At 38.5% G+C, this 20,004-nt stretch carries 18 protein-coding genes; 9 read left to right on the top strand and 9 right to left on the bottom strand.

Features of this window, described 5'->3' with window-relative positions:
• Positions 1-24: 24 nt before the first annotated feature.
• From A9970_RS21565 to A9970_RS21580, 4 genes are all read left to right on the top strand, one after another.
• Positions 25-564, top strand: a complete 540-nt coding sequence (locus tag A9970_RS21565; protein ID WP_182983647.1) for a Pr6Pr family membrane protein — start codon at positions 25-27, stop codon at positions 562-564.
• Between the two features lie 73 nt (positions 565-637).
• Positions 638-1,159 carry a hypothetical protein gene (locus A9970_RS21570; protein WP_153845241.1) on the top strand — a complete coding sequence of 174 codons (522 nt, stop codon included), beginning with the start codon at positions 638-640 and terminating at the stop codon, positions 1,157-1,159.
• A 148-nt stretch (positions 1,160-1,307) separates the two neighbouring features.
• On the top strand, positions 1,308-1,715 hold the full coding sequence (locus tag A9970_RS21575; RefSeq protein WP_145329544.1) for a VOC family protein: 408 nt from the start codon (positions 1,308-1,310) through the stop codon (positions 1,713-1,715).
• Between the two features lie 259 nt (positions 1,716-1,974).
• Entirely contained in the window at positions 1,975-2,238 is a 264-nt protein-coding gene (locus A9970_RS21580; protein WP_182983648.1) for a hypothetical protein, read from the top strand.
• A 46-nt stretch (positions 2,239-2,284) separates the two neighbouring features.
• On the opposite strand, the gene A9970_RS21585 is transcribed toward A9970_RS21580, so the two are convergent.
• The 3 genes from A9970_RS21585 to A9970_RS21595 all read right to left on the bottom strand — a co-directional run bounded on the left by A9970_RS21585 (position 2,285) and on the right by A9970_RS21595 (position 4,298).
• The gene (locus A9970_RS21585; RefSeq protein WP_182983649.1) at positions 2,285-2,566 is read right to left on the bottom strand and encodes a hypothetical protein; all 282 of its coding nucleotides are present in this window, start codon (positions 2,564-2,566) and stop codon (positions 2,285-2,287) included.
• On the bottom strand, positions 2,560-3,327 hold the full coding sequence (locus A9970_RS21590) for a hypothetical protein (RefSeq protein ID WP_182983650.1): 768 nt from the start codon (positions 3,325-3,327) through the stop codon (positions 2,560-2,562). Before A9970_RS21590 ends, A9970_RS21585 begins: the two co-directional genes overlap by 7 nt.
• Positions 3,328-3,677: 350 nt before the next feature.
• Positions 3,678-4,298, bottom strand: coding sequence for an HPP family protein (locus A9970_RS21595; RefSeq protein ID WP_182983651.1), 621 nt, complete (start codon positions 4,296-4,298; stop codon positions 3,678-3,680).
• A 509-nt stretch (positions 4,299-4,807) separates the two neighbouring features.
• Between A9970_RS21595 and A9970_RS21600 the strand changes: the two genes are divergently transcribed.
• Positions 4,808-5,266: a VOC family protein gene (locus A9970_RS21600; RefSeq protein ID WP_182983652.1), complete on the top strand. Its 459-nt coding sequence runs from the start codon at positions 4,808-4,810 to the stop codon at positions 5,264-5,266.
• On the opposite strand, the gene A9970_RS21605 is transcribed toward A9970_RS21600, so the two are convergent.
• Complete coding sequence (locus A9970_RS21605; RefSeq protein ID WP_115050077.1) at positions 5,263-5,601, bottom strand: helix-turn-helix domain-containing protein; 339 nt, start codon at positions 5,599-5,601, stop codon at positions 5,263-5,265. The two genes, A9970_RS21600 and A9970_RS21605, sit on opposite strands and share 4 nt — an antisense overlap.
• Before the next feature lie 321 nt (positions 5,602-5,922).
• On the opposite strand from A9970_RS21605, the gene A9970_RS21610 reads away from it, so the two are divergent.
• On the top strand, positions 5,923-9,174 hold the full coding sequence (locus A9970_RS21610) for a TonB-dependent receptor (RefSeq protein WP_182983653.1): 3,252 nt from the start codon (positions 5,923-5,925) through the stop codon (positions 9,172-9,174).
• A gap of 293 nt (positions 9,175-9,467) precedes the next feature.
• Entirely contained in the window at positions 9,468-11,852 is a 2,385-nt protein-coding gene (locus A9970_RS21615; RefSeq protein ID WP_182983654.1) for a TonB-dependent receptor, read from the top strand.
• Between the two features lie 67 nt (positions 11,853-11,919).
• Here the strand turns inward: A9970_RS21615 and A9970_RS21620 are convergent, their stop codons facing one another.
• From A9970_RS21620 to A9970_RS21630, 3 genes are all read right to left on the bottom strand, one after another.
• Complete coding sequence (locus A9970_RS21620; RefSeq protein WP_182983655.1) at positions 11,920-12,639, bottom strand: hypothetical protein; 720 nt, start codon at positions 12,637-12,639, stop codon at positions 11,920-11,922.
• A gap of 6 nt (positions 12,640-12,645) precedes the next feature.
• On the bottom strand, positions 12,646-13,809 hold the full coding sequence (locus tag A9970_RS21625; protein ID WP_182983656.1) for a PepSY domain-containing protein: 1,164 nt from the start codon (positions 13,807-13,809) through the stop codon (positions 12,646-12,648).
• Positions 13,810-14,057: 248 nt separating this feature from the next.
• Positions 14,058-14,633 carry a GNAT family N-acetyltransferase gene (locus A9970_RS21630; protein WP_220801675.1) on the bottom strand — a complete coding sequence of 192 codons (576 nt, stop codon included), beginning with the start codon at positions 14,631-14,633 and terminating at the stop codon, positions 14,058-14,060.
• Between the two features lie 364 nt (positions 14,634-14,997).
• Between A9970_RS21630 and A9970_RS21635 the strand changes: the two genes are divergently transcribed.
• Positions 14,998-16,527: a DUF2931 family protein gene (locus A9970_RS21635; RefSeq protein ID WP_182983657.1), complete on the top strand. Its 1,530-nt coding sequence runs from the start codon at positions 14,998-15,000 to the stop codon at positions 16,525-16,527.
• A 15-nt stretch (positions 16,528-16,542) separates the two neighbouring features.
• On the opposite strand, the gene A9970_RS21640 is transcribed toward A9970_RS21635, so the two are convergent.
• Positions 16,543-17,034 carry a GNAT family N-acetyltransferase gene (locus A9970_RS21640; RefSeq protein ID WP_182983658.1) on the bottom strand — a complete coding sequence of 164 codons (492 nt, stop codon included), beginning with the start codon at positions 17,032-17,034 and terminating at the stop codon, positions 16,543-16,545.
• Between the two features lie 280 nt (positions 17,035-17,314).
• Between A9970_RS21640 and A9970_RS21645 the strand changes: the two genes are divergently transcribed.
• A complete protein-coding gene (locus tag A9970_RS21645) occupies positions 17,315-19,045 on the top strand; it encodes a hypothetical protein (RefSeq protein ID WP_182983659.1) in 1,731 nt (576 codons plus the stop codon).
• Between the two features lie 134 nt (positions 19,046-19,179).
• On the opposite strand, the gene A9970_RS21650 is transcribed toward A9970_RS21645, so the two are convergent.
• Positions 19,180-19,863 (bottom strand): YceI family protein, encoded by a 684-nt coding sequence (locus A9970_RS21650; protein WP_070566941.1) that lies wholly within the window; start codon positions 19,861-19,863, stop codon positions 19,180-19,182.
• Positions 19,864-20,004: the final 141 nt, after the last annotated feature.

The raw sequence follows: 20,004 nt of genomic DNA on the forward strand, positions 1-20,004 counted from the left end.
GCTCTCGTTTCAAAGCTTGGCCGCATGGACTATATTGTCCAGTTTTTTAGTTATTTTACGATTCTAGGTAATGTAATGGTTCTGCTATGCTGTTTTTTTACTGTTTTCTGGTCGAAAAGTCGAGTGGGCCTATTTTTTACTAAACCCGAAACAATTACTGCCGTAACATTATACATTCTTATTGTCGGAATTATCTATAATACCATACTCCGCTTTCTGTCGCATCCACAGGGTTTATCAATGGTAGTTGACGAATTATTGCATGTGGTCACTCCTTTGAGTTTTTTTCTTTTTTGGTGGCGTTTTTTGGACAAGGGAACAATCCGTTGGAGCCATATTTTTTATTGGTTGATCTTCCCATTAGTCTATCTTTTTTACACGTTGTGGCATGGTTCATTTTCTGGGTTTTATCCGTATCCTTTTGTCAATGTTTCCGAATTGGGAATGGACAGGGTTCTTTTGAACAGCTTTGGAGTAACCTTGGTTTTCGTCTTAATAGGAGTATTATTGATCGTATTGGGAAAATGGCAAAACAAACGGCATTCTCAGCGGATTAAAAAATAAGAAAACTCAAAGCTTGTCGATGTTGTTATATTACTAGAACAGCGTTCTATTTTTTACTTTAATTGAATTGAAAATGGTTATACGATTTTTTGTCTGTGTCTCTTTGGTATTATGTGCGATATGTTGTTTTGGTCAAGTTGATGTTGATAAAATGCGAGCCGAGTACGCTACTGCTGTTCAAAATAAGAAACTCTGTGAAGCGAATCTGAAATTATTGGAGGGAGCTGCCAATTCCGCAACGGAGAAAGGATACCTGGCTGCTTATGAAATATTATGGGCGAAACATATGGGCAATCCGTTTACAAAACTAGGTCAATTCAAGAAAGGGAAAAAGCTTTTGGAGGAAATGATCATGAAATATCCCGATAATATCGATTTACGTTTTATTCGTTGGAGCGTGCAGACACATGCACCCTCTTTTTTAAGCTATAGTAAAGATCGATTGCGGGACAAGGAATATTTGGTGCACAACTTACATAAATTGCCCAATCCTAAGGGGCGAGAAGTGATCTATACGTATTTAAAAGAAGCAAATAGTTATCTCAAAGGTGATCATGTGTTTTCACAGGCCGAATTGAATGAGCTCTCTAAGTAACAAGCGATCTATATAATGAGCTATCCATATAAGGTATGGTCATTCCGCTGCTTATTCATTGATGCTGCATAAAAATCTTCGCATAGGCCAAGTTTTTTTTGGATGAAAATTTTCAACTTTGCATGATCAATAGCAATTAAACTTTAAAATGATGAAACAGATATTTATTAATCTCGTCGTAGCAGATGTGAATAAGTCAATGGATTTTTATACACAATTGGGCTTTACGAATAATCCTCAGTTTTCCGATGAACAAGGCAAATGTATGGTTTGGAGTGAGCATATTTTTGTGATGCTTTTATCTCCGGATAAATTTAAAACATTTACAGAAAAACCGCTTGCAGATACAAAAAAACAGATTGCAGCACTACTTTCACTTTCTGTTTCTGGTTTGGATCGTGTGAACGAAATTGTTGATAATGGATTGAAAGCCGGAGGCATTGAACCAACGCCAATGAAAGACTACGGTTTTATGCAACAGCGAAGTATTGAAGATTTTGACGGTCATACCTGGGAGATATTTTATATGGATATGAGCAAATTTCCAACGGCATAGAAATCATATCGGAATAATCGGTTATCGTAAAGTCCCTTGCAGTAATGTAAGGGACTTTTTCTTTTGTTGTTAAGGTAGCGAAGTAGCTAAATGCCGACCATTGCTGATGCCGATTTTTTTATCGGTACTGCGAATATTAAACCATAGGATGCGAATTATAGTTGTGCCTTGCGAAAAGCTGGGCCACGGCTTACATTTGACAACATATACGTTTGCTGTTTAGATAAGCGAATGGCCAACAAATCATAAAACTTGACACATGTTTAAAAATAAAAAGCTCAGCAAAAACCCACTTCATTATGTTTATGCGGTGATATGGTTGGTGTTATTTGGTTCCATCGCTTACTACGTTTATTCGGGAGCGGCATTTAAACCGGAGAATGGTAAAATTCACCTTGTGGCTATACTTATTGCGTGGGTGGTGGAGTATCTGGGGCTTACAATTACAAGTCTACTATTCTTATTGTATGGAATCTATCGGGCCATGACATCCGTTTTAGAGGATGTGAAGGATAACTTATAAATGAGCGTTTTTGGTTTACAAGCCAAAAACGCTCATTTATAAGTTATTAAATAGCGGTATTCAATAGGTCATAGAGACTTTTTAGCGAGAACTGTATTTGGCTGCCGTTCTGATCTGAAAATGAAAACTCATCTGCAAATCGGTTTGCTCCTCTCAAAAACTCCCGAAGCTGTTGTACATTGTCTGCATTTTCTGCGCTTGAAAATTTATTCTTATAAAGAAGAACATAGTCTAAAAACGCCTGAGCGGACTGGTTGAGTGGAATTTCTTGTTGCAATAGAGTCAACAGCTGCAAATAATGTTCTTTTATGAGTTCGATATTTACCATGGTAAAGGAATTTCTTGTACTAGTTGTTTAAAGGCATCATCTCTGACAGTAGCAGGGATAAATAGCTGAATTGCTTTACCTGGCAGATGGGGGTTGATTATACCTGTGGCAATAGGCTGTCTTGCGGTGGCGCCCTGCCATACTTTTAGTGTTTTTGCTTGTGGAACTTCATACCGGTAAAATTTACTGAAGTTATTCCATGCCGGTTGAACGGCAGTACCGCCGATTACCTCGCCAACGGATTTTGGAATCTCTTTGGTCCAGTAGCCACCGGCAGGATTTCCTCCAGTGACACGATATATTTTGGTACCTGGGGGTAGTTCTGTCGCTGTAGCGTCCACAAAGTTGGCAGCCTCTACTGCTGGTAAATCTAAATCGGGGTTATTCCATGGGCTAGTTTTTCCATTGGCTAAGCCATTCGGTACATAATCAGATTTTTCTATTCCAGGGATATTGTTCCAGTCTTCAATGTATACCCTTTGATGATAAATACTTTGTGCTGTTTCTAGGTTATTCAGCAGAGCAGCCTTATCCTTTGACTTGGAAAATGCTTCTTTGAGTTTGGTTTGGTCCAAACCTTTTGCTATCCAATTGTTTAATTTGGCTTTTGTGCCTGTTCCTAAAGATTTTTCGAGGTCGTCCATCCAACTGGTCGAATTTTCGATTTCATCAATTGGATCCTTATCCGAGGAACAATTAACGACAAGTTGACTTGTGAAGATTAACAGAATCAACAGCACTGTTTGAGTAAATCTGGTCATGATTGGTTTAGGTTGTTAGTATATAATTAAATGTAATTAATAAAATAGTTAACGTGTTTTTTAAATAATGGTTTTGATTTAAATAATTTTTTGTTAAATAATTATTCTTATAGAAATACTTTTGTGTATTAATATGTATTCTGTCTGTGAAATTAGGTAATTGTTAAAATTTACGCAAGTTAATTTTGAGAATTTACTTAATTTAAAGGAAAGGTAATTTTATGGACTATAGCGGCTTTCTAGTCTCAAAATAGCTGATTTTAGCTGAATCTTCGGCGGATTTTGCTTGGATATGAATCAAGTACCCATTCTATCCGATAGATTTGGATAGAATGAGGGATTCCAGTACTTTATAGGTTTGACGGGCTCTTGGGGCTATCAAAACGCGTTTTTAAATGCTGTCTTCTTGAACGACGTAAACGTGATTTTTTTACAGGATAATGTCTCTTTTTCGTGATATTGTTAAAGATTAGAGCCACCAGGAATAAAATTATGCAACCTGATAGTACTGGACTTAATACATACCAATATCCCATTGAAGAGATCTTTGTTCCGCTGCTGACTGCAATGAGTGCAGTTGCTCCACCAGGAGGATGCAGCGTGCGTGTATGCTGCATACAAACAATGGACAGGGCAACGGCAAAGGGAGCGGTCAGCCAGATAATATCGGGAAGGAGCTGTGCAACGGTAACCCCGGCGATTGCAGAAACAACGTGGCCGCCGATTAAATTGCGTGGCTGTGCAAGTGGACTTTGTATGGCACCATAAACCAAAACAGAGGAAGCTCCGAAAGAACCTATCAAAAAGATATTTTCCAGCGAAGGTAAATGAAGTGATTGGATATAGGCGATAATAAATATCCCAACAAATGCACCAATAAATGACCAAAAATGTTCCCAAGGATCGACTAATGTCTCTCTATAGATCACATATCTATAGATCCGTAATTGTCTGTGAAGATGCTGTTTCATTTTATTTGCAAATATATATAGACCAAAGGCTTTAAACTTTGCGCATTCTATCTTGAGTTTTGAAGAATTTATAACATTCGATTTCTTATGCTGGATGTCACGATACTTTGGCAGCAAAGTCCATCGAGATGATGTCTAAGGGATGCTCCATTTTTATAGACTCATGGTAGACAACGCTTTTGGCTCTTGTTCAGATCGAAAAATTTACCGGGCAAAAGTACACTAAAATAATAAGATCTATCTCCTGTAATTTAAAATCTCCCTTTTGATACCGCTAGTTTTAACGTATACTCTTTTCTCGTCCAAAGGGATTGGAGGATAGTTTTCTGTCCGATCTTTCAGGATCATTTTATGCCATATGTAAGTGGATGATAGTTTGTTGAAACTGGTTCCATTGTGGAGTACAACGTGTATTTGTTGGTTTTCGATACGACCAGTGCAACTTACAATTTTGTAAGTTGTTCCAGTCTCCGGAAAAACACATTAGTTTTGTTCAAAAATTATACCCTATGGAATTGAAAGATAATATTGTGGGTTTTCATCACCTATCGATTAAGGCTCAGGATTTTGATAAAACGATTGGCTTTTATGGAAATCTTGGTTTTATTGTCGTGCATGAATGGTCGTTACCCGAGTTCAATTTAGAACGTTGTGCCATGCTTTTTAATGCCTCTATAGGCTATTATTTGGAAATTTGTGATAAGAATGCTGCTATTCCAACGCAGGGAAGAAGGCGTATAGAAGGGGAGGAGTATGTCGAGAATGCGCTACTTCATTTGTGTTTTACGGTAGAAGATGCCGAAGATGCCCGAATACAGGCTCTCGCCCATGGTGCAGAGGATTTGAGTGCCGGTGTTTTCGAACTCAGGCTCAGTCAAGGTAAAAAAGATGTTTTTGTACGCAACAGCCTCGTTTATAGTCCAAATGGAGAGGTGATTGAATTTTTGGAGCAGGTTGATTTTAGTTAAGGATGGTCGTTATTAAACCCAGAAAGGGCTGCCAATAGGGGTTTTAGCTGATGACTTTTGTCGGTCAGTGAATAGACAGATGCTGTTTTACTTCGGTCTTTTTGAATGAGTCCATCCAGCTGTAATTCTTTCAATTGTTTCGCAAGTGTACGATCGCTTACTTGGGGCAGAAGAATTTTGAATTCCGAATAGTTTGTGTCCTGCTCGAGGAGTTTGAATAGAATCGAAAGTTTCCATCGACCACTGAATAATGCCAACGTTTTTGAGGCGTTACAGAACTGTTGTAATGTTTTTTCATTGATTGCATTCGTCGAATTTTCTTTGCGGTCTGTCATAACTACTAATATCGAAAAAAATGTGAAGAGTGGACGGGATATTGTATTCAAAGACCTAATTTTAAAGTCTATATATCTTTTTTATTGTTACCAAATTGTGTTTTTGAGATAAGAGAGCACTTAAAAAAAACTTAAAAATGAGGCGATTATGTTTTAATGTACTCGGTTTGTTTTTAAGTTTTTTATGTTAATTCGCTTGTTTTCAGTTGGTTATTTGTATGGAGAACTGATGCTGGTTTGTGACTTAACGTTGGTTGTGTAATTATTTAACATTGACTTCATGTTGACGCTTAATATTTGGCAAAATTTTAATCGTAAAATATGAAAAACAACTTTACGTATTTAGCTATTGTTGCTTCTTTAGCAACGGCAAACACAAGTTTGGCTCAAATTACAACGGCAACTATCTCTGGAAAGGTATTTAATGCTCAGCAAAAGGGGCTATCTGGTGCAACCATATTAGTGATCAACAAGGGGACGGGAAACAAGTATAGTACATCAACGAATGCTGATGGTCGGTATACGATTCCAAATATGAACCCTGGAGGACCCTATACCATTGAGATCAGTTATATTGGCTACAATAAAAATATTCAGGAGAACTTAAATTTCAATTTGGGCAATGCGACATTTAACTTTCAACTTGACGAAGAGAGTACCCGTCTCCAGGAAGTTGTTTTGGTCGGAAAGGGTACCAAAGTGCCGAAGGGGATAGCGAATCATATTGGTGAAAAGGAACTGAAAACAATGCCTTCTATTAGTAGAAGCCTCCAAGATTATACACGGACAACCCCTCAAAGTAATAATAATTCTTTTTTGGGGACTAACTTTCGGTATAATAATGTGACTATAGATGGTGCGATCAACAATGATGCAATCGGATTTAGTCCATCTTTGGGAGGGCAATCAGGTACGTCGGGACAACCTGGAAGTAGTACGCGCACAAACCCGGTATCCATTGATGCTATTCAGGATGTTCAGGTGTATCTTGCTCCTTTTGATGTGAAGATTGGGAATTTTCTTGGAGGAAGTATTAATGCGGTATCTCGTACGGGAACCAATAAAGTGGAAGGATCGGTCTATGCCTTTGGTCGAAATGCCAGCATTACTGGTCGAAATCGCGCGGGTGATAACAGTAAAATGCCAAAGGATTTTTACGAATATCAGACTGGTTTCCGTTTAGGTATGCCACTCATCAAAGACAAATTGTTTTGGTTTACCAATGAGGAGGTTACGAGAAGACAAGATCCTGTTATATTATCAGCGGGGTCAACCGACAATAAACTCATAACAGCAGATGAAGCGAAGAGTATTGCTGACTATGTCGATTCGCATTATGGTCAAAGTGCTGGCAGTTATAACAATTATAAAATCTATTCACGGTCAAACAAATTTTTTAACCGACTTGACTGGAATATCAACGACAATTATCACCTGAGCATTCGGAATAATACCATTACTTCGCAGGCAACAAATTTAGAGCGGGACCAACAGAATTTTAGATTTGGAAGTATCGATTTTAAGCAGGTTAATAATCAAAATTCGACTGTTGCTGAATTGAAAAGTAGATTTAATAACAACCTGTCAAATAGTTTTGTAGCTGGATATTCCAGCGTTCATGATTATAGGGATCCTTTATCCAATCCGGCGCTGCCACAAATAGAGATTTCCTCAAGAGGTGGTACGATTTTCCTGGGTACGGATCGTGAGGCCAGTATTTTTGATATGCGTCAAAAAACCTGGGAACTGACCGATAACCTGACTTTGGTTAAAGGTAATCATACGTTGACTTTTGGTACGCATAATGAATTTTATAATATCAACTATGGCTTCGTGAACTCCTGGAATGGACGTATTGGATACTCCAGTATCGACGATTTTCTAAACAATAGACCAAACCGCGTACGTGCTAATTTTAATTATGCGGACAATAGCCGAGATTATATTATCGGAAATCCTCCGGCGCAGTTTAAGGCAAATATGTATAGCCTTTATGCACAGGATGATATACAGGTCGGCGATCGCTTGAAACTATCGCCCGGAATAAGGTTTGATATGGCTTCAATCCCCAATAAACAACCGCTGAGCAGTAAGACAACGAATGCTCCGGTGGATCCACTTTATGGTACTACGTATAATTATACTTTACCTCGCGATATTAAAAACAACTATTTAGGTAAGGTGCAGGTGTCGCCAAGATTGGGTTTTAGTTATGATGTGTATGGCGATCAGAATCTGATCGTTCGTGGGGGAACTGGCGTATTTACCGGACGCATTCCATTCGCATGGTTAGGCTATGCATTTTACAACAATGGTGATTCTTATGGCGCTTTTGATACGAAATATGATTATAAGAAAAATGTAAAACCTGCAGATGGTTCCGATCCGATAAAAGATGCGCTGACGGGTATTGGTGAGGCGGGCTATGTCAAAAAACAAGGGGTAAACGTGAATGATGCGACAGGCAAAACGCAGGTCGATATGATTGACAACAATTTTAAGATGCCTCAGGTTTGGCGAAGCAGTTTGGCTTTGGACTATAAAACAGACGATCGCTGGAGTTTCAGTATCGAGGGGATTTATACGAAGGTAATCTACGATTTGCAGTTTAAACATGTGAATCTGATTGATAATGCTATTTACATGCCTTATGATGATGCACATCAACAGCCCATTTATACGAAAGTGAATGATACGCAGGCGATCAACCCAAAATATACCAATGCATATTTGTTGACCAATACAAAAGAAGGATACCGGTATAGTTTAACTGCACAAGTCGGTAAGGCACTGCCTTTTGGCCTTGACGCTAAAGTCGCCTATACCTACGGAGTATCCAAAGATTTAACGAATGGCATTCGAAATTCGATGGAGTCCAATTGGCAGCTTAATCAGGCCTTGAATCCAAATAATCCGGGGCTATCCTATTCTAATTTTGATGTTCGTCATCGTATTGTTTCAACGGTTAATTATCATGTAAATTGGGATGATGAAAATCGTTATGCGAGTCATTTCAGTTTATTCTTCAATGCTTCTTCAGGCCTGCCTTACACTTTAGGTATGGTTGGTAGTACAATCAATGGTTCGGCGCAACAGGTTAGCTTGCTTTATGTACCAAAGGCTGGCGAAACAACCAAATTTTTTGCGAACACAGATGAGGGGATAGCACAAGCCAAGGCATTTGATGCTTATATCGATGGTGATTCGTACCTGAAAACAAGAAGAGGTCAGTTTACTGAACGGAATGCTGCGCGTACGCCATGGAATGTGCAGGCCGATTTTAGATTTGCACAAGACTTCAACTTCTATAAGGATAATAAAAAAAGTAATACACTGACCTTTACATTTGATATTCTTAACCTGACCAACTTATTGAAGAAAAATTGGGGAATTCAGTATTTCGCACCTAATACATTCAATTCAACTTCGAGCATGGGGTTAAAATTAGAAAATGCAGGTACAGCGACACAATATCCGACTTACAGCTTCAATGGAAACAGTACAACAAACTATGCAAAAGATTTCTTTGCATCCCGTTGGCAAATGCAATTTGGATTACGCTACTCCTTTTAGGATTAAGATTAATTGTTAATCTTAGCCGATTTGTAACAGCGTCTTTTGCTTAACAGTAAAAGACGCTGTTTTTTATGTCTCTTTGTCATCGCCTATCTATCTTTGTCATCGCCTATGTCTCTGACAATTTCCCTAGCAATTTGTGTCCTTCCGTCGTCGATTTATTTTTAATAATTCTTTTATTTAGAATTATTAAAAATAGCATATCTTTGGGCCATTATTCATTGCGCTCCTACAAAGAGACAATATCATCTACAAATTCTTTTGTCTAAATGAAAACATATATTTTTTCAATGCGATCAATTTTACGCACTGTCTTTATCATTAGCCTTTTACATCTTTCACACAATCTGCTGTCGCAGGAGAGCAAGGGCAGCGTTCGCGGGCGTTTAACAATGGTGGATGGTGAACCTATGGCTTCCAAGGCTATTTCATTGCTAGAACTTCAGCGAACGACCCTTACAGATGAGGATGGAAAATACGTCTTCAAAGGGTTGGATACAGGTAATTACACCATTCGTGTACAATTATTAGGGGCCAAGGAAATCAAGATTCCCGTTCATATCGGATCCCCTCTTATTCACGTGGAAGCGAATTATCAGATGTCGGACGAGAATGTACTTGCTTTGCAGGAAGTTGTTGTGCACGGTAAAAACAACAGGTTTGTTCAAAAAGAAAGTGTGTACGTGGCACGCTTACCCTTAAAAAATTTGGAGAACCCACAGGTGTATAATGCAGTTCCCAAAGCTCTTTTTCAGGAGCAAATCGCTGTGGACCTCGGTAGCATTTCTAAAAATGTTCCCGGTGCTGGCATACCAATGATTGCTAACCAAGGCCGGGTAACGTTTCGTTCGAGAGGATTTGAAACTGAGCCAAATGCGCGTAATGGTGTCGCTGGAGCGGCTTTTTCTTTTATCGATCCAGTCAATCTGGAGCGCATTGAAGCCATAAAAGGACCATCAGCTACCTTGTTTGGAAAAAGTGTATCGAGCAGCTACGGTGGCGTTTATAACCGTGTTACCAAAAAGCCTTATAACGATTTTGGGGGCGAAGTTGGTTATGTAGGTGGAAGCTGGAATTATAACCGTGTCGCTTTGGATCTAAATACGCCGATAAATGCGGACCGGACAGCTCTTTTCAGAATCAATGCCGCTGGAACGATAGAAAAAAGTTTTCAGGACCTGGGATTTACCAATAGCTTTGCCTTGGCACCAAGTTTCTCGTACCAGATTACAGACCGGCTTTCATTACTCTTGGATCTTGAGTACGGACAGGCCAAAGGAACATCTGTGGTACGTTTCAACCCATACACTGGAAGTAACAAAGTGCAGTCCATCAGTGATATGAAATTCCCTTACAAGAAGACTTTTCTAAGCAATGATTTAGCCTATCAAACGCAGATGTTCAATATTTTTGCGCAGATGAACTATAAAATTTCAGAAGAATGGACTTCACAGACTATCATTTCTAGGGCAAATTCAACTATCAATGGGTATATCTCAGCGCTGAATGGTAAATCTGATTCGACGTTGAATGCACAGGTTATGGTGGGAACCACGTCCTTTATCGCGACGGATCTGCAACAGAATTTTATCGGGGATTTTCATATCGGAAAATTCCGCAACCGGATGGTTATAGGCTTGGACTACTATAATAATTCCAATTATTTTGATCGCTACCATACCAACACCCGGACAATCAATTTTATAAATCCACCTGCAGATTATCGTATCAATCATTTTATTGTTGATTCTTTAACCGCAAAATCTGCTTATCGTAAAGAGAAAAATAGTGACGATACCTATGCGGCATACGTTTCTGATGTATTTAATTTGACTGATCAATTGATGGTTATGGCGAGTTTACGTGTGGACCGCTTTCAATATCATGGGGTCTACAATATTACGACAGGGGAAACTACGGGCGGGATAGGTGCTGGGGGAATCCAAAAAGGACCATTTGGGCAAACAGCATTGTCACCCAAATTTGGTGTGGTATATGAAGCGCTCAAAGATAAGCTATCGGTATTTGGAAACTATATGAATGGTTTTAATAACATCAGTGGTGTGGATATCAATAGCAATCCTTTCAAACCCGAATATGCCAATCAGATGGAGTTTGGTGTAAAAGGGGATCTATTCAACCACCGCTTGGCTGGAACTGTAAGTTATTACGATATTCGCGTGGATAATGTTTTACGCACGAATCCAGATGATAGTAATTATTCCATCCAGGACGGTACACAGTTAAGTAAAGGTGTTGAAGTGGAATTGACCGCGAATCCTTTTAACGGAATGAATATTGTAGCTGGATATGCTTATAATGAGAGTAAATATAGTAATGCCGATCCATCGGTAAATGGTTTGAGACCTGCACTTTCGGGGCCACAGCGTATGTTGAATTTTTGGTTGAGTTATCGTATACCAGCTGGAAAATATCAAGGACTGGGCGCCGGATTTGGAGGAAATATGGGAAGTTCCTCTTATCAGACAAATACACAGACAGCGAAGGTTATTATTCCTTCCTATCAGCTATTTGACGCAACTGTTTATTATGATCAACCTAAATTTAGGGTCGGAATAAAAGTAGATAATTTGACAAGTGAGAAAGCTTGGTCGGTAAGGCTTACGCCACAGAGCCCAGCGCGTGTTTTGGCTAACTTTACACTAAAATTTTAGTGGAAGACAACAACGATAAAATAGATAAAAAAAAGAGAAGGCTTAGCCTTCTCTTTTTTTTATCTATTTACAGATTGAGACAATAATTGCATCGATGTCTGATTCTCATAAAGGGAATGCCCTGATCCTCGCCGGGGCTATTTTCATACCAATCTAGCCGGATCATATACATACCTTTTTGAGTTGCCCGAAAAACTATATTTGCAGCGGTGTCAACTGGAATATTTTTCTCCCAATTCTCCGGGTTAAAGATTCGGATAGTAGACTCTTTCGTCGGGCGTTTACCATAGATGTAAGGTAATATCTGATAAGAATCTTTTTGTGGTATGAGTTGGATATATGGACCTTCCGCTATGATAGGTAAGGTACCCGGCGTGCTGGAGCGTCCATATTCACCGTAAAGATATTCAATGGAACGGATGTTTTTACTGGAATCCTTTGCATTTCTAACGATGACGGGTAACTTGGTATTGATTCCAATAACCTGATAAAATGTGTTTGCTTTGGCGGAAAATGTCCCCTCCCAGCAATCCGCTTTTTTTACCAATAACAATGGTGATTCTTGGCCTGAGGTTGCTCGTATTTTGAAGTCAAACAATTTTATGGACTCGAATTCGGTGCCACTTGTACGATGTCTTACACTAAGGTCATCAATATAACCGTAACACACGCGGACAGTTACCAATGAACTGTTTTTAGCAGGTGGTATCACCTCCATCCAGAAGGCACTGGCTTGGCTTTCTGCTCGACTTATCAGAAAGATGAGAAAAATAAGGATAATACGCATGGTAGGCTATGCTATGGTTTGAAGTTGAATTGATTTCTTCTTTTGGCTTTTTGACGGTTTCTTCTTCTTTCTTTTGTTCAGCCATATCCATATCCCCGTGATGGGGAGAGACGCTGCTAGGGTAACGGCTAAGAATGCAATAATTTTAGAGGGTAGTCCAAATATCGATCCCATATGGATGGGTTTCATCATGCGTTGAACCTGCTGTGCCAATGGTAACTTTTCTAAGGGGTTATTTTTAAGCAGTTGTCCGGATTTGCTGTCAAAGAACGCTTGGTTGATCTGTAATATTGAATTTGAAAAATTTTCCTTGGTTAGGGCAAAAGCTAAATCCTTCTTTTCGGGAAACGTGACAATTATATTTCCCGAGGTAGGGTATAGGTTGTTTAGCTGCTGATAGATCGTATCCAGCACGAGGTAATCTGAAAAAGCCAGTTTGTTGGTGTTGCTGATCTTCTCTTTTGTTGATTTTTGGGTTGAACCCAATACTTTATAGAATTGTTTATTGTACCAATCGAAACTCCAGGTCAATCCTGTTAAGGTAAAAATAATTAAAAACAAAGATGCGTAGAAACCGCCCACTGCGTGAAAATCCCAGACCTTTCTTTTGAGAGAGGCTGCCATTTTCATCGTTACACGTTGTCTGAGCATGGATTTATTTTTGGGCCACCAAAGGTAAATACCACTTAGGGCAAGAAAGAGAGCCGCTAGAGCTGAGATTCCCGTTAGGGTACTTCCGATTTTTTCGACGAGGAGAAAACGATGGATATCTAAAGTCTTTTGAAAAAAACGATCACTCTGCCGACCTTTGGATAATAGTTCTCCAGTATAAGGATTCATATATGCATACCAGTATCCGGTCTTTTTTTGTCCATACTGTATGCGGACACTGCGGGAAGGGTCTGCTGGAATTTCGATGCGAAACAACTTTTTGTCCGGAAATATAGATTCGGCTTTTTGGGAAATATGTGCAAGAGCAAGACGATTGGTTTGTACGGTTACCTTCTGTTCTTTCGGCCATAAAAGTGGGGTAAGCTCTTTTTCAAAACTCAATAACATTCCTGTAACGCAAACAGCAAAAAAGATTACACCAAATAATAAGCCGAAATAAAGATGGAGTTTTCCAAGTATATTTTTTAGAATATTTTGTTTAGCTCTTTTATTTGTCATAGATGCGCTGTCAATAGGATGAACAGCGCAAAAATACAGTATTATCAGTAATTATTCTAAATAAACGTAAAAAGTTTGATCATGTTGTTAATCGTCCCAATCTTCATTATCAGCGTAATACTCTTCAGGTCTTCTGTCAAGAGGTACATCTTTGACCACACGAATGGCGGCATTTCCTAATTCGGAATTTTGTTTTAAGTGGACTGATTATAAGGCCTGAATGGCGATAAATAAGATAAACACTGTATTTAATCCAGAGAAATATACATGTGGTAATATTCGCCTCCTGCGAAAGGTGTTTTTTTACCAAGCTTAAAACCAATCCTTTCATAGAGCTTTTGCGCATTGGGATTCTTTAGGTCAACGAGCAGACCAACTTGTTTAAAACCATGTTGCTTGGCATGTGTAATCGCATACTGTAAAAGTTGTGTTCCGATACCTTTGCCTCGTGCAATGGGAGCAACAGCAATTGAATCGATATAAAATTCGCCACCAGCTGTTTCGGCTTCTGGAATCAAATTATTGTTGTACTGTTCCTTCATGTGATCCAAAATAGGCTGTCTTAATTCAACAAACTGATCAGCATCGTACCCGGTTAAAGAGCCTACAATACGTTCATTATCGTCAATTGAGACAAAAGTATTCTCATAACTATAGAGATTACCTTTTTGCCTAAAAAGCTGGGTTAGAAAAAGCACTGCCTCAGTTGGATCTTCTTTTTGAATAAAACGAAATATAATGTCCTCCATCGCCTGGAGCATAATTTCAGGTACAACATGCGAATCACTTTCTTTGGCTTTTCTAATTTTATTATGTATATCCATGATTTGAAGAATAAAAACGAAGTTAGTAAACTTGATCGACTTTCCTTAGAGGACCTTTGATTGGAGTGTTTTCGAAGAAAATTTACTATAACGAGCGATCTCTTGTTGGAGAGGGGGGGAAAGCTGGACCTTTATTGACTGTGTTTGAAATGGCTCAGGATATCGATCCCGGCGAAAACCGATAAAAGTTAATTAAATACATTCTTGTGAAAAAAATATATTGTCTACTTTGTATCGAATATTTGATCAATGTATTTGAATATCGATCGGCTTATATTCCTAAAACATTTCTTGTTATTTTTGATACCTGTTGTTGTTGGTTAGGCGAAATCAACAGAATTTTTTTGATTAAAAACAAATTACAATGATTTTAAGAGCTACAGTTTCTGCTTTTTTGGTTGCTATCATCAGCCTAATCGCGACCCTACTTGTACATAATGCAGATTTAAATTTGGTTTATGCTGCATTTTGCTGTTCGCCTTATTTTATTGTTATCGCCTTGGTTTATTTCCATTTTAATTTTTTTCGAAAGAAATTAAAGGTCTTAGAGAAACCAAAATTCGCTTTTGAACTTGGCTACGGTTTTCTTTTTTATTGCTTATTTTCTTTATTGCTTCCGGTATTACTTTTTTTATCGACTTTGGATGATGAATACGAGCATCGACTTTATGCGGATCTAGGGGGAGTGATTAAGGAAATGTTTCCCTTGATTTTAACACTTAGTGTTTTCCTGACATTTTTTAGCGGCGTGGTTATTACATGGGCAGTAAAATCCTGGAAATATTTGGTTCCGACTTTGCTTGGATACCTTATTTTGCTACCGATTATATTCGCGTTCTCAACGACAATACGTGAGTTTAATGAACTCAGGGAAGAACGCCTGACACAAGAAGATAATATCAGGGAAGGACGCTATAAATGGTTCTGTGCGATGAGTAATCCAACAGCTTATCCCGTTCAGTTGTATAAAGGCCGCTTTATCTTTCCGAAAGATGAAGATTATGAATTTACATTTAGTGAGGGTAATATCGTGAACTATAATGCGGTGTGGGGGCAAGCTGGGGGTGGTACATATGAGCAAGTGATGTCATTGCCTAAGGCATTGGACATTACTTGGTATTCATTTGCTGAAGATGTTTTTTATCGCATGAACGGTCCGATCGATTATGATAAATTGCGGACGTTATTCAGTACGCCATACCAAGAAAAAGGGGCGACGAAAACTGTTGATGAACATTATAATAAGATTATTTTGGGCTTTGCTCCGGAGGGTGTAGTTGTGATATGGGCCACTGGAACAGGACGTCGTCAGGTCGAAATCGGTCGTTATCAAGCAGAAAAAGTAGTGATCCATGCTACGGATACATCCAAGGATAATGGAGAGTACGGTAATATCTTTAATCAGAAATGGCGCGAACAGGTGTTGTCCGATACATCGATTATTCCTTCGGATATTCAACAAGCTATTGGAAATAAACCTATTCCCTATGGTTATTGGGATAAATTGCGTACACGGTATCCTTTACAGCCAAAACTTGTTATGTCTGCCGATATTAAAACATTCGACGCAGACTTTGAATTTTATAATGCAGAGCGTTTTGTCTTTGATGAGGGGCTTCGGGATATGGACATGGCGTCTCGAGGTATTCCCAAAGATGTTTATATCAAATGGTATGATCAGCATAATAACCGATGTGCTGCGCGGTTTTTGTTTGATGAAACTGAGACATTTAAAAACTTTGCTTCATTTTTTTATGACAAAAAGAACATTGGGGCTGTGCTGGAGTTGAATGTTGATACAAAGACTAAAATAGCAACAGCGACATTAAGGAATGATACTGAAAGTAAGCTGATTTTGAAAACTGAAGTAATCGACTATGGGGAGCATTTCTAAAATTCGGAAGTAAATCTAAAGATCTTTTTTCATGTTATAGTTTGGTATTTCGACTTCAGTTCGTATTTGGTTCTGCTCAGCGATAACTTTGAATCCATTGGCTTCAAAAAAAGGTTTTGCTGTTTTGCTTACGTCTGCGGTTAAAATAGTGTTTTTATGTGCGTTAGCTACGGTTTCCAGTGCGTTATAAAGCTGTTGTGCAATTCCTTGTCGTTGAAAATCTTTATGCACATACAAGACGTCAATATAATCTCCATGAGCTAAGGAGGCAAAACCAACAATCTTCTGATTGAGCACAGCTACAATAAAATACTGATCTTCGATTAGCCGATGCCAACGGTCATGATTATTGACGGATGATATCCATGCTACAATTTGCTCGTTATTATAATCATCTGCACACACAGTCTCAATCGTTTCAGAAAATAGGATTAATATTTCTTGTAGATCTTGCAATATTCCTTTTCGGAGAGTTAATCCTATTGTTTTTGTTTGAATTTTGTTCATCTTTTGGAAAAAGTGTTAAATAAAAGACCTGATATGCCAAATCTAGTGGGGTGCAGTGTTGTCAAAAGAAGGCGAAATTTTAATAAAAACGTGTAATTATGTTAAAGTTATAAATATTATATTTATAACCGCAAGTAGACGTGTCGATTTGCGGGCAATATGTCAGTATTAACCATTTTCTTGGAGTATTTTTCGTGTTAATTTTTAAGAATTATTGAAAATTAATTTGTCGGTTATGCCAATAGGGGAGACGGAGCGCTGAAATTCACCTTTTTTAAGCATGAAAACCATTTTATTTTATTTTTTTGTACTCGTTTCTTTGGTGTTGTCAGGCAACCTTAATCATGTATGTGGGCAATCTGTAGCGGAAATATCTGCTATTGAAAACCCTGTTGTCCAACTGGAAGCTGCCCTTCAGTTGCCCATTAGGTTTGACGGTGATACGATAAAGTTGAAAAATGCCTTGGCCCCAATTTTGGAATTGGCAGACAAAAAAAGGAGTGTTGCTTTAAAATGGGTCTATTATATGCGTATGGCCGATGGTTTCTCTATTGCGTTTGATCGTATAAATTCATCATCTGAACGGTATTATCGTTTGGCTGAGCAGTTGCTCCATGTACATCCAGACGCTGAATTAGAAATGTTGGGTTGTGCGCGTGAAGGGTATTACAATTTTATCTATAGACGGGTAAAAGAAGCATTTCCGTTCTTTCTACGAGCGAATGATTTAAAATCTAAAGTTAATGTCAAAAAAATCCCCTTGGTAGTCAAGCATTACCAATTTATGGCGAGTTTCTACAGTTATATAGGTGATCAGGCAAATGCTGTTGTTTATTTAGAAGAAGCTCTACCTTTTACCAAGCCGGCTTCACGGGAACGTATCGATCTGATCAATTCAATTGCTGTATATCTGGCAAAGGACTCGCTCAATCACCAAGCTTTTACCTATTTGAATCGCGCAATGGATGAGGCTAAATTGGCGAAAGATTCGGTTTGGATCGGTATAATTTCGGGTAATCTAGCGGATCATGCATGGCGAAAAGGTGAAAAGGAAAAAGCTATTGCGTTGGTTAAGAAAAATATTGAACTTTCTATGCGTTATAATGAGCGTAGAGATGCGATGCGGGCAAATCTCAATTTGGCAAATTGGTATATCGAACGAAAAGAATGGAAATTGGCGGAGGAATATGTAATGGCCTGTGAAAGTTTGATGGAAGATAAGCCCTATTTTTTAAAATATAAAATGGAATTGGCAAAATCCAAGTCCAACATCATGCGGGGTTTGGGACGTGGAGGGGAGGAGCTTAAGCAATTGCATTTATATCTGACGTTGAAAGATTCGTTGGAAAAAAGGATGAATGATAAGGAGATCCAGAAAATGCTCTGGCAAAGAGAATCTGAAAAATACAATCGGACTATCCAGGCGACGGAAGAAAAACGGATTCGGACAAAACGGATGTATCAGTTTATAGGCATTGTTCTTATCTTGATTTTTGCCATAGTTGTCCTGTTGGTCAATAAGTCGAAAATTAAAATGAAGATGCGGAATACACTGTTGGAAAGAGACCAACTTGCGCTTGCTTATGAAAAACAATTGCTAGATCAGGAGCTTGTGATTTTACGAAACTCCTTGACTGAATTTACAGACACCATCCGGCAAAATGATGTCGTCATCCAGCAACTTAGACAGGAAGTGATAAAGATTTCTGAATCTGATCCGGCACACATGACACAAGTTACAGATAATTTGAATGCGCTTTTGCAGCAGCACATTATGACAGATGAGCGATGGCAAAAGTTCAAACATGTTTTTAATAAAGTGTATCCAGCTTATCTGACACAAATGCGGCAAACTTATCCAAAGGTTACCGAGAATGACCTCAAGATACTAGCGCTGCTCAAATTGGATTTGAGTAATGCGAGTATGAGTGAACTGCTGTGTGTTTCGGTAGAAGCAGTTCGTAAGGCAAAGCAGCGATTGAAGAAAAAATTGGAGCAAACCGAAGATTAGGATATTGAGTTGACGTCTTCATGTCCTGAATGAAGATGAGCTCGTATTTGGAGGTTATTTAAATCAAATAGATTAATCAAGTTGAGTCTACCCGATTAATCTATTTGCTAAGAGCGACTAAACGCTATTGAAATCTATTTTGCATTTTTTGCAGTGACATTAAGTTCAATGTCAACGTTTTGTGCGATCATCCAATCTTGTGGGTTACCTTCTGTACCGTAAGTAAGACCCCAATCTTGTCTTTGGATCGTAAATTTAGAGTAGAATGTTACTTCGTCACCATTGAACGTGATTTTTGCAGGAAAAGTTACATTCACAGTTTTATCTTTGATGGTTAAGTTGCCACTGACCGTATTTGTCGCATCAGCAACAACACTTTTTCCTTGTGCTGCATCGAATGGACCAACTTTGGTGATTTCGAATTTTGCAGTTGGATATTTTGCTACGTCAAAGAAATCAGCACTTTTTAAATGTGCATCCAAATCTGATGATTTTTTACCACCGGATGTTGCAGGATCTACAGAAGCTGTATCTGTCAGAATAGAATTGACATCGATTGTGAAAGTACCACCAGTAACTGCGTTATTTTCAGCTGAAAGTGTTCCTTCGCTTTTCAAAACACCATATCTTGGGTTTAAACCGCCTTTATGGTAACCAGTCCATTTTAATGAGCTTTTATCTGCTTCAACAGTGTAAGTCTGTCCTTTTTGTTCAGTTACTTCCTGAGCAGTTGTTGTTGTTGCTTTGTCGCCATTTGTATTTTGACAAGAAGCTAACAACAGGATAAGGGCTAAACCCGAGATTAATTGTTTTTTCATTTTTAATCGTTTTATTTTTTATATGTTATTTACACTTTACATTTTGCAGCATCAACTGTGCCAATTTGCACCTTCTGGTGTTGCCGATACAAAGGTAGATGATAGATAGTTTATTTTTGGTATCAGTTTCCTTAAAGAAAC

It is taken from the genome of Sphingobacterium sp. UME9, from assembly GCF_014170215.1.
Lineage (GTDB): Bacteria > Bacteroidota > Bacteroidia > Sphingobacteriales > Sphingobacteriaceae > Sphingobacterium > Sphingobacterium paramultivorum.

Excerpts from the sequence above, each read along its gene's own strand:
- A9970_RS21635 (WP_182983657.1), top strand. The coding sequence starts at position 14,998 with ATGATTTTAAGAGCTACAGTTTCTGCTTTTTTGGTTGCTATCATCAGC.
- A9970_RS21625 (WP_182983656.1), bottom strand. The coding sequence starts at position 13,809 with ATGACAAATAAAAGAGCTAAACAAAATATTCTAAAAAATATACTTGGA.
- A9970_RS21585 (WP_182983649.1), bottom strand. The coding sequence starts at position 2,566 with ATGGTAAATATCGAACTCATAAAAGAACATTATTTGCAGCTGTTGACT.
- A9970_RS21595 (WP_182983651.1), bottom strand. The coding sequence starts at position 4,298 with ATGAAACAGCATCTTCACAGACAATTACGGATCTATAGATATGTGATC.
- A9970_RS21570 (WP_153845241.1), top strand. The coding sequence starts at position 638 with ATGGTTATACGATTTTTTGTCTGTGTCTCTTTGGTATTATGTGCGATA.
- A9970_RS21575 (WP_145329544.1), top strand. The coding sequence starts at position 1,308 with ATGATGAAACAGATATTTATTAATCTCGTCGTAGCAGATGTGAATAAG.
- A9970_RS21645 (WP_182983659.1), top strand. The coding sequence starts at position 17,315 with ATGAAAACCATTTTATTTTATTTTTTTGTACTCGTTTCTTTGGTGTTG.
- A9970_RS21565 (WP_182983647.1), top strand. The coding sequence starts at position 25 with ATGGACTATATTGTCCAGTTTTTTAGTTATTTTACGATTCTAGGTAAT.
- A9970_RS21590 (WP_182983650.1), bottom strand. The coding sequence starts at position 3,327 with ATGACCAGATTTACTCAAACAGTGCTGTTGATTCTGTTAATCTTCACA.
- A9970_RS21640 (WP_182983658.1), bottom strand. The coding sequence starts at position 17,034 with ATGAACAAAATTCAAACAAAAACAATAGGATTAACTCTCCGAAAAGGA.
- A9970_RS21605 (WP_115050077.1), bottom strand. The coding sequence starts at position 5,601 with ATGACAGACCGCAAAGAAAATTCGACGAATGCAATCAATGAAAAAACA.
- A9970_RS21620 (WP_182983655.1), bottom strand. The coding sequence starts at position 12,639 with ATGCGTATTATCCTTATTTTTCTCATCTTTCTGATAAGTCGAGCAGAA.
- A9970_RS21630 (WP_220801675.1), bottom strand. The coding sequence starts at position 14,633 with ATGGATATACATAATAAAATTAGAAAAGCCAAAGAAAGTGATTCGCAT.
- A9970_RS21600 (WP_182983652.1), top strand. The coding sequence starts at position 4,808 with ATGGAATTGAAAGATAATATTGTGGGTTTTCATCACCTATCGATTAAG.
- A9970_RS21610 (WP_182983653.1), top strand. The coding sequence starts at position 5,923 with ATGAAAAACAACTTTACGTATTTAGCTATTGTTGCTTCTTTAGCAACG.
- A9970_RS21650 (WP_070566941.1), bottom strand. The coding sequence starts at position 19,863 with ATGAAAAAACAATTAATCTCGGGTTTAGCCCTTATCCTGTTGTTAGCT.
- A9970_RS21580 (WP_182983648.1), top strand. The coding sequence starts at position 1,975 with ATGTTTAAAAATAAAAAGCTCAGCAAAAACCCACTTCATTATGTTTAT.
- A9970_RS21615 (WP_182983654.1), top strand. The coding sequence starts at position 9,468 with ATGCGATCAATTTTACGCACTGTCTTTATCATTAGCCTTTTACATCTT.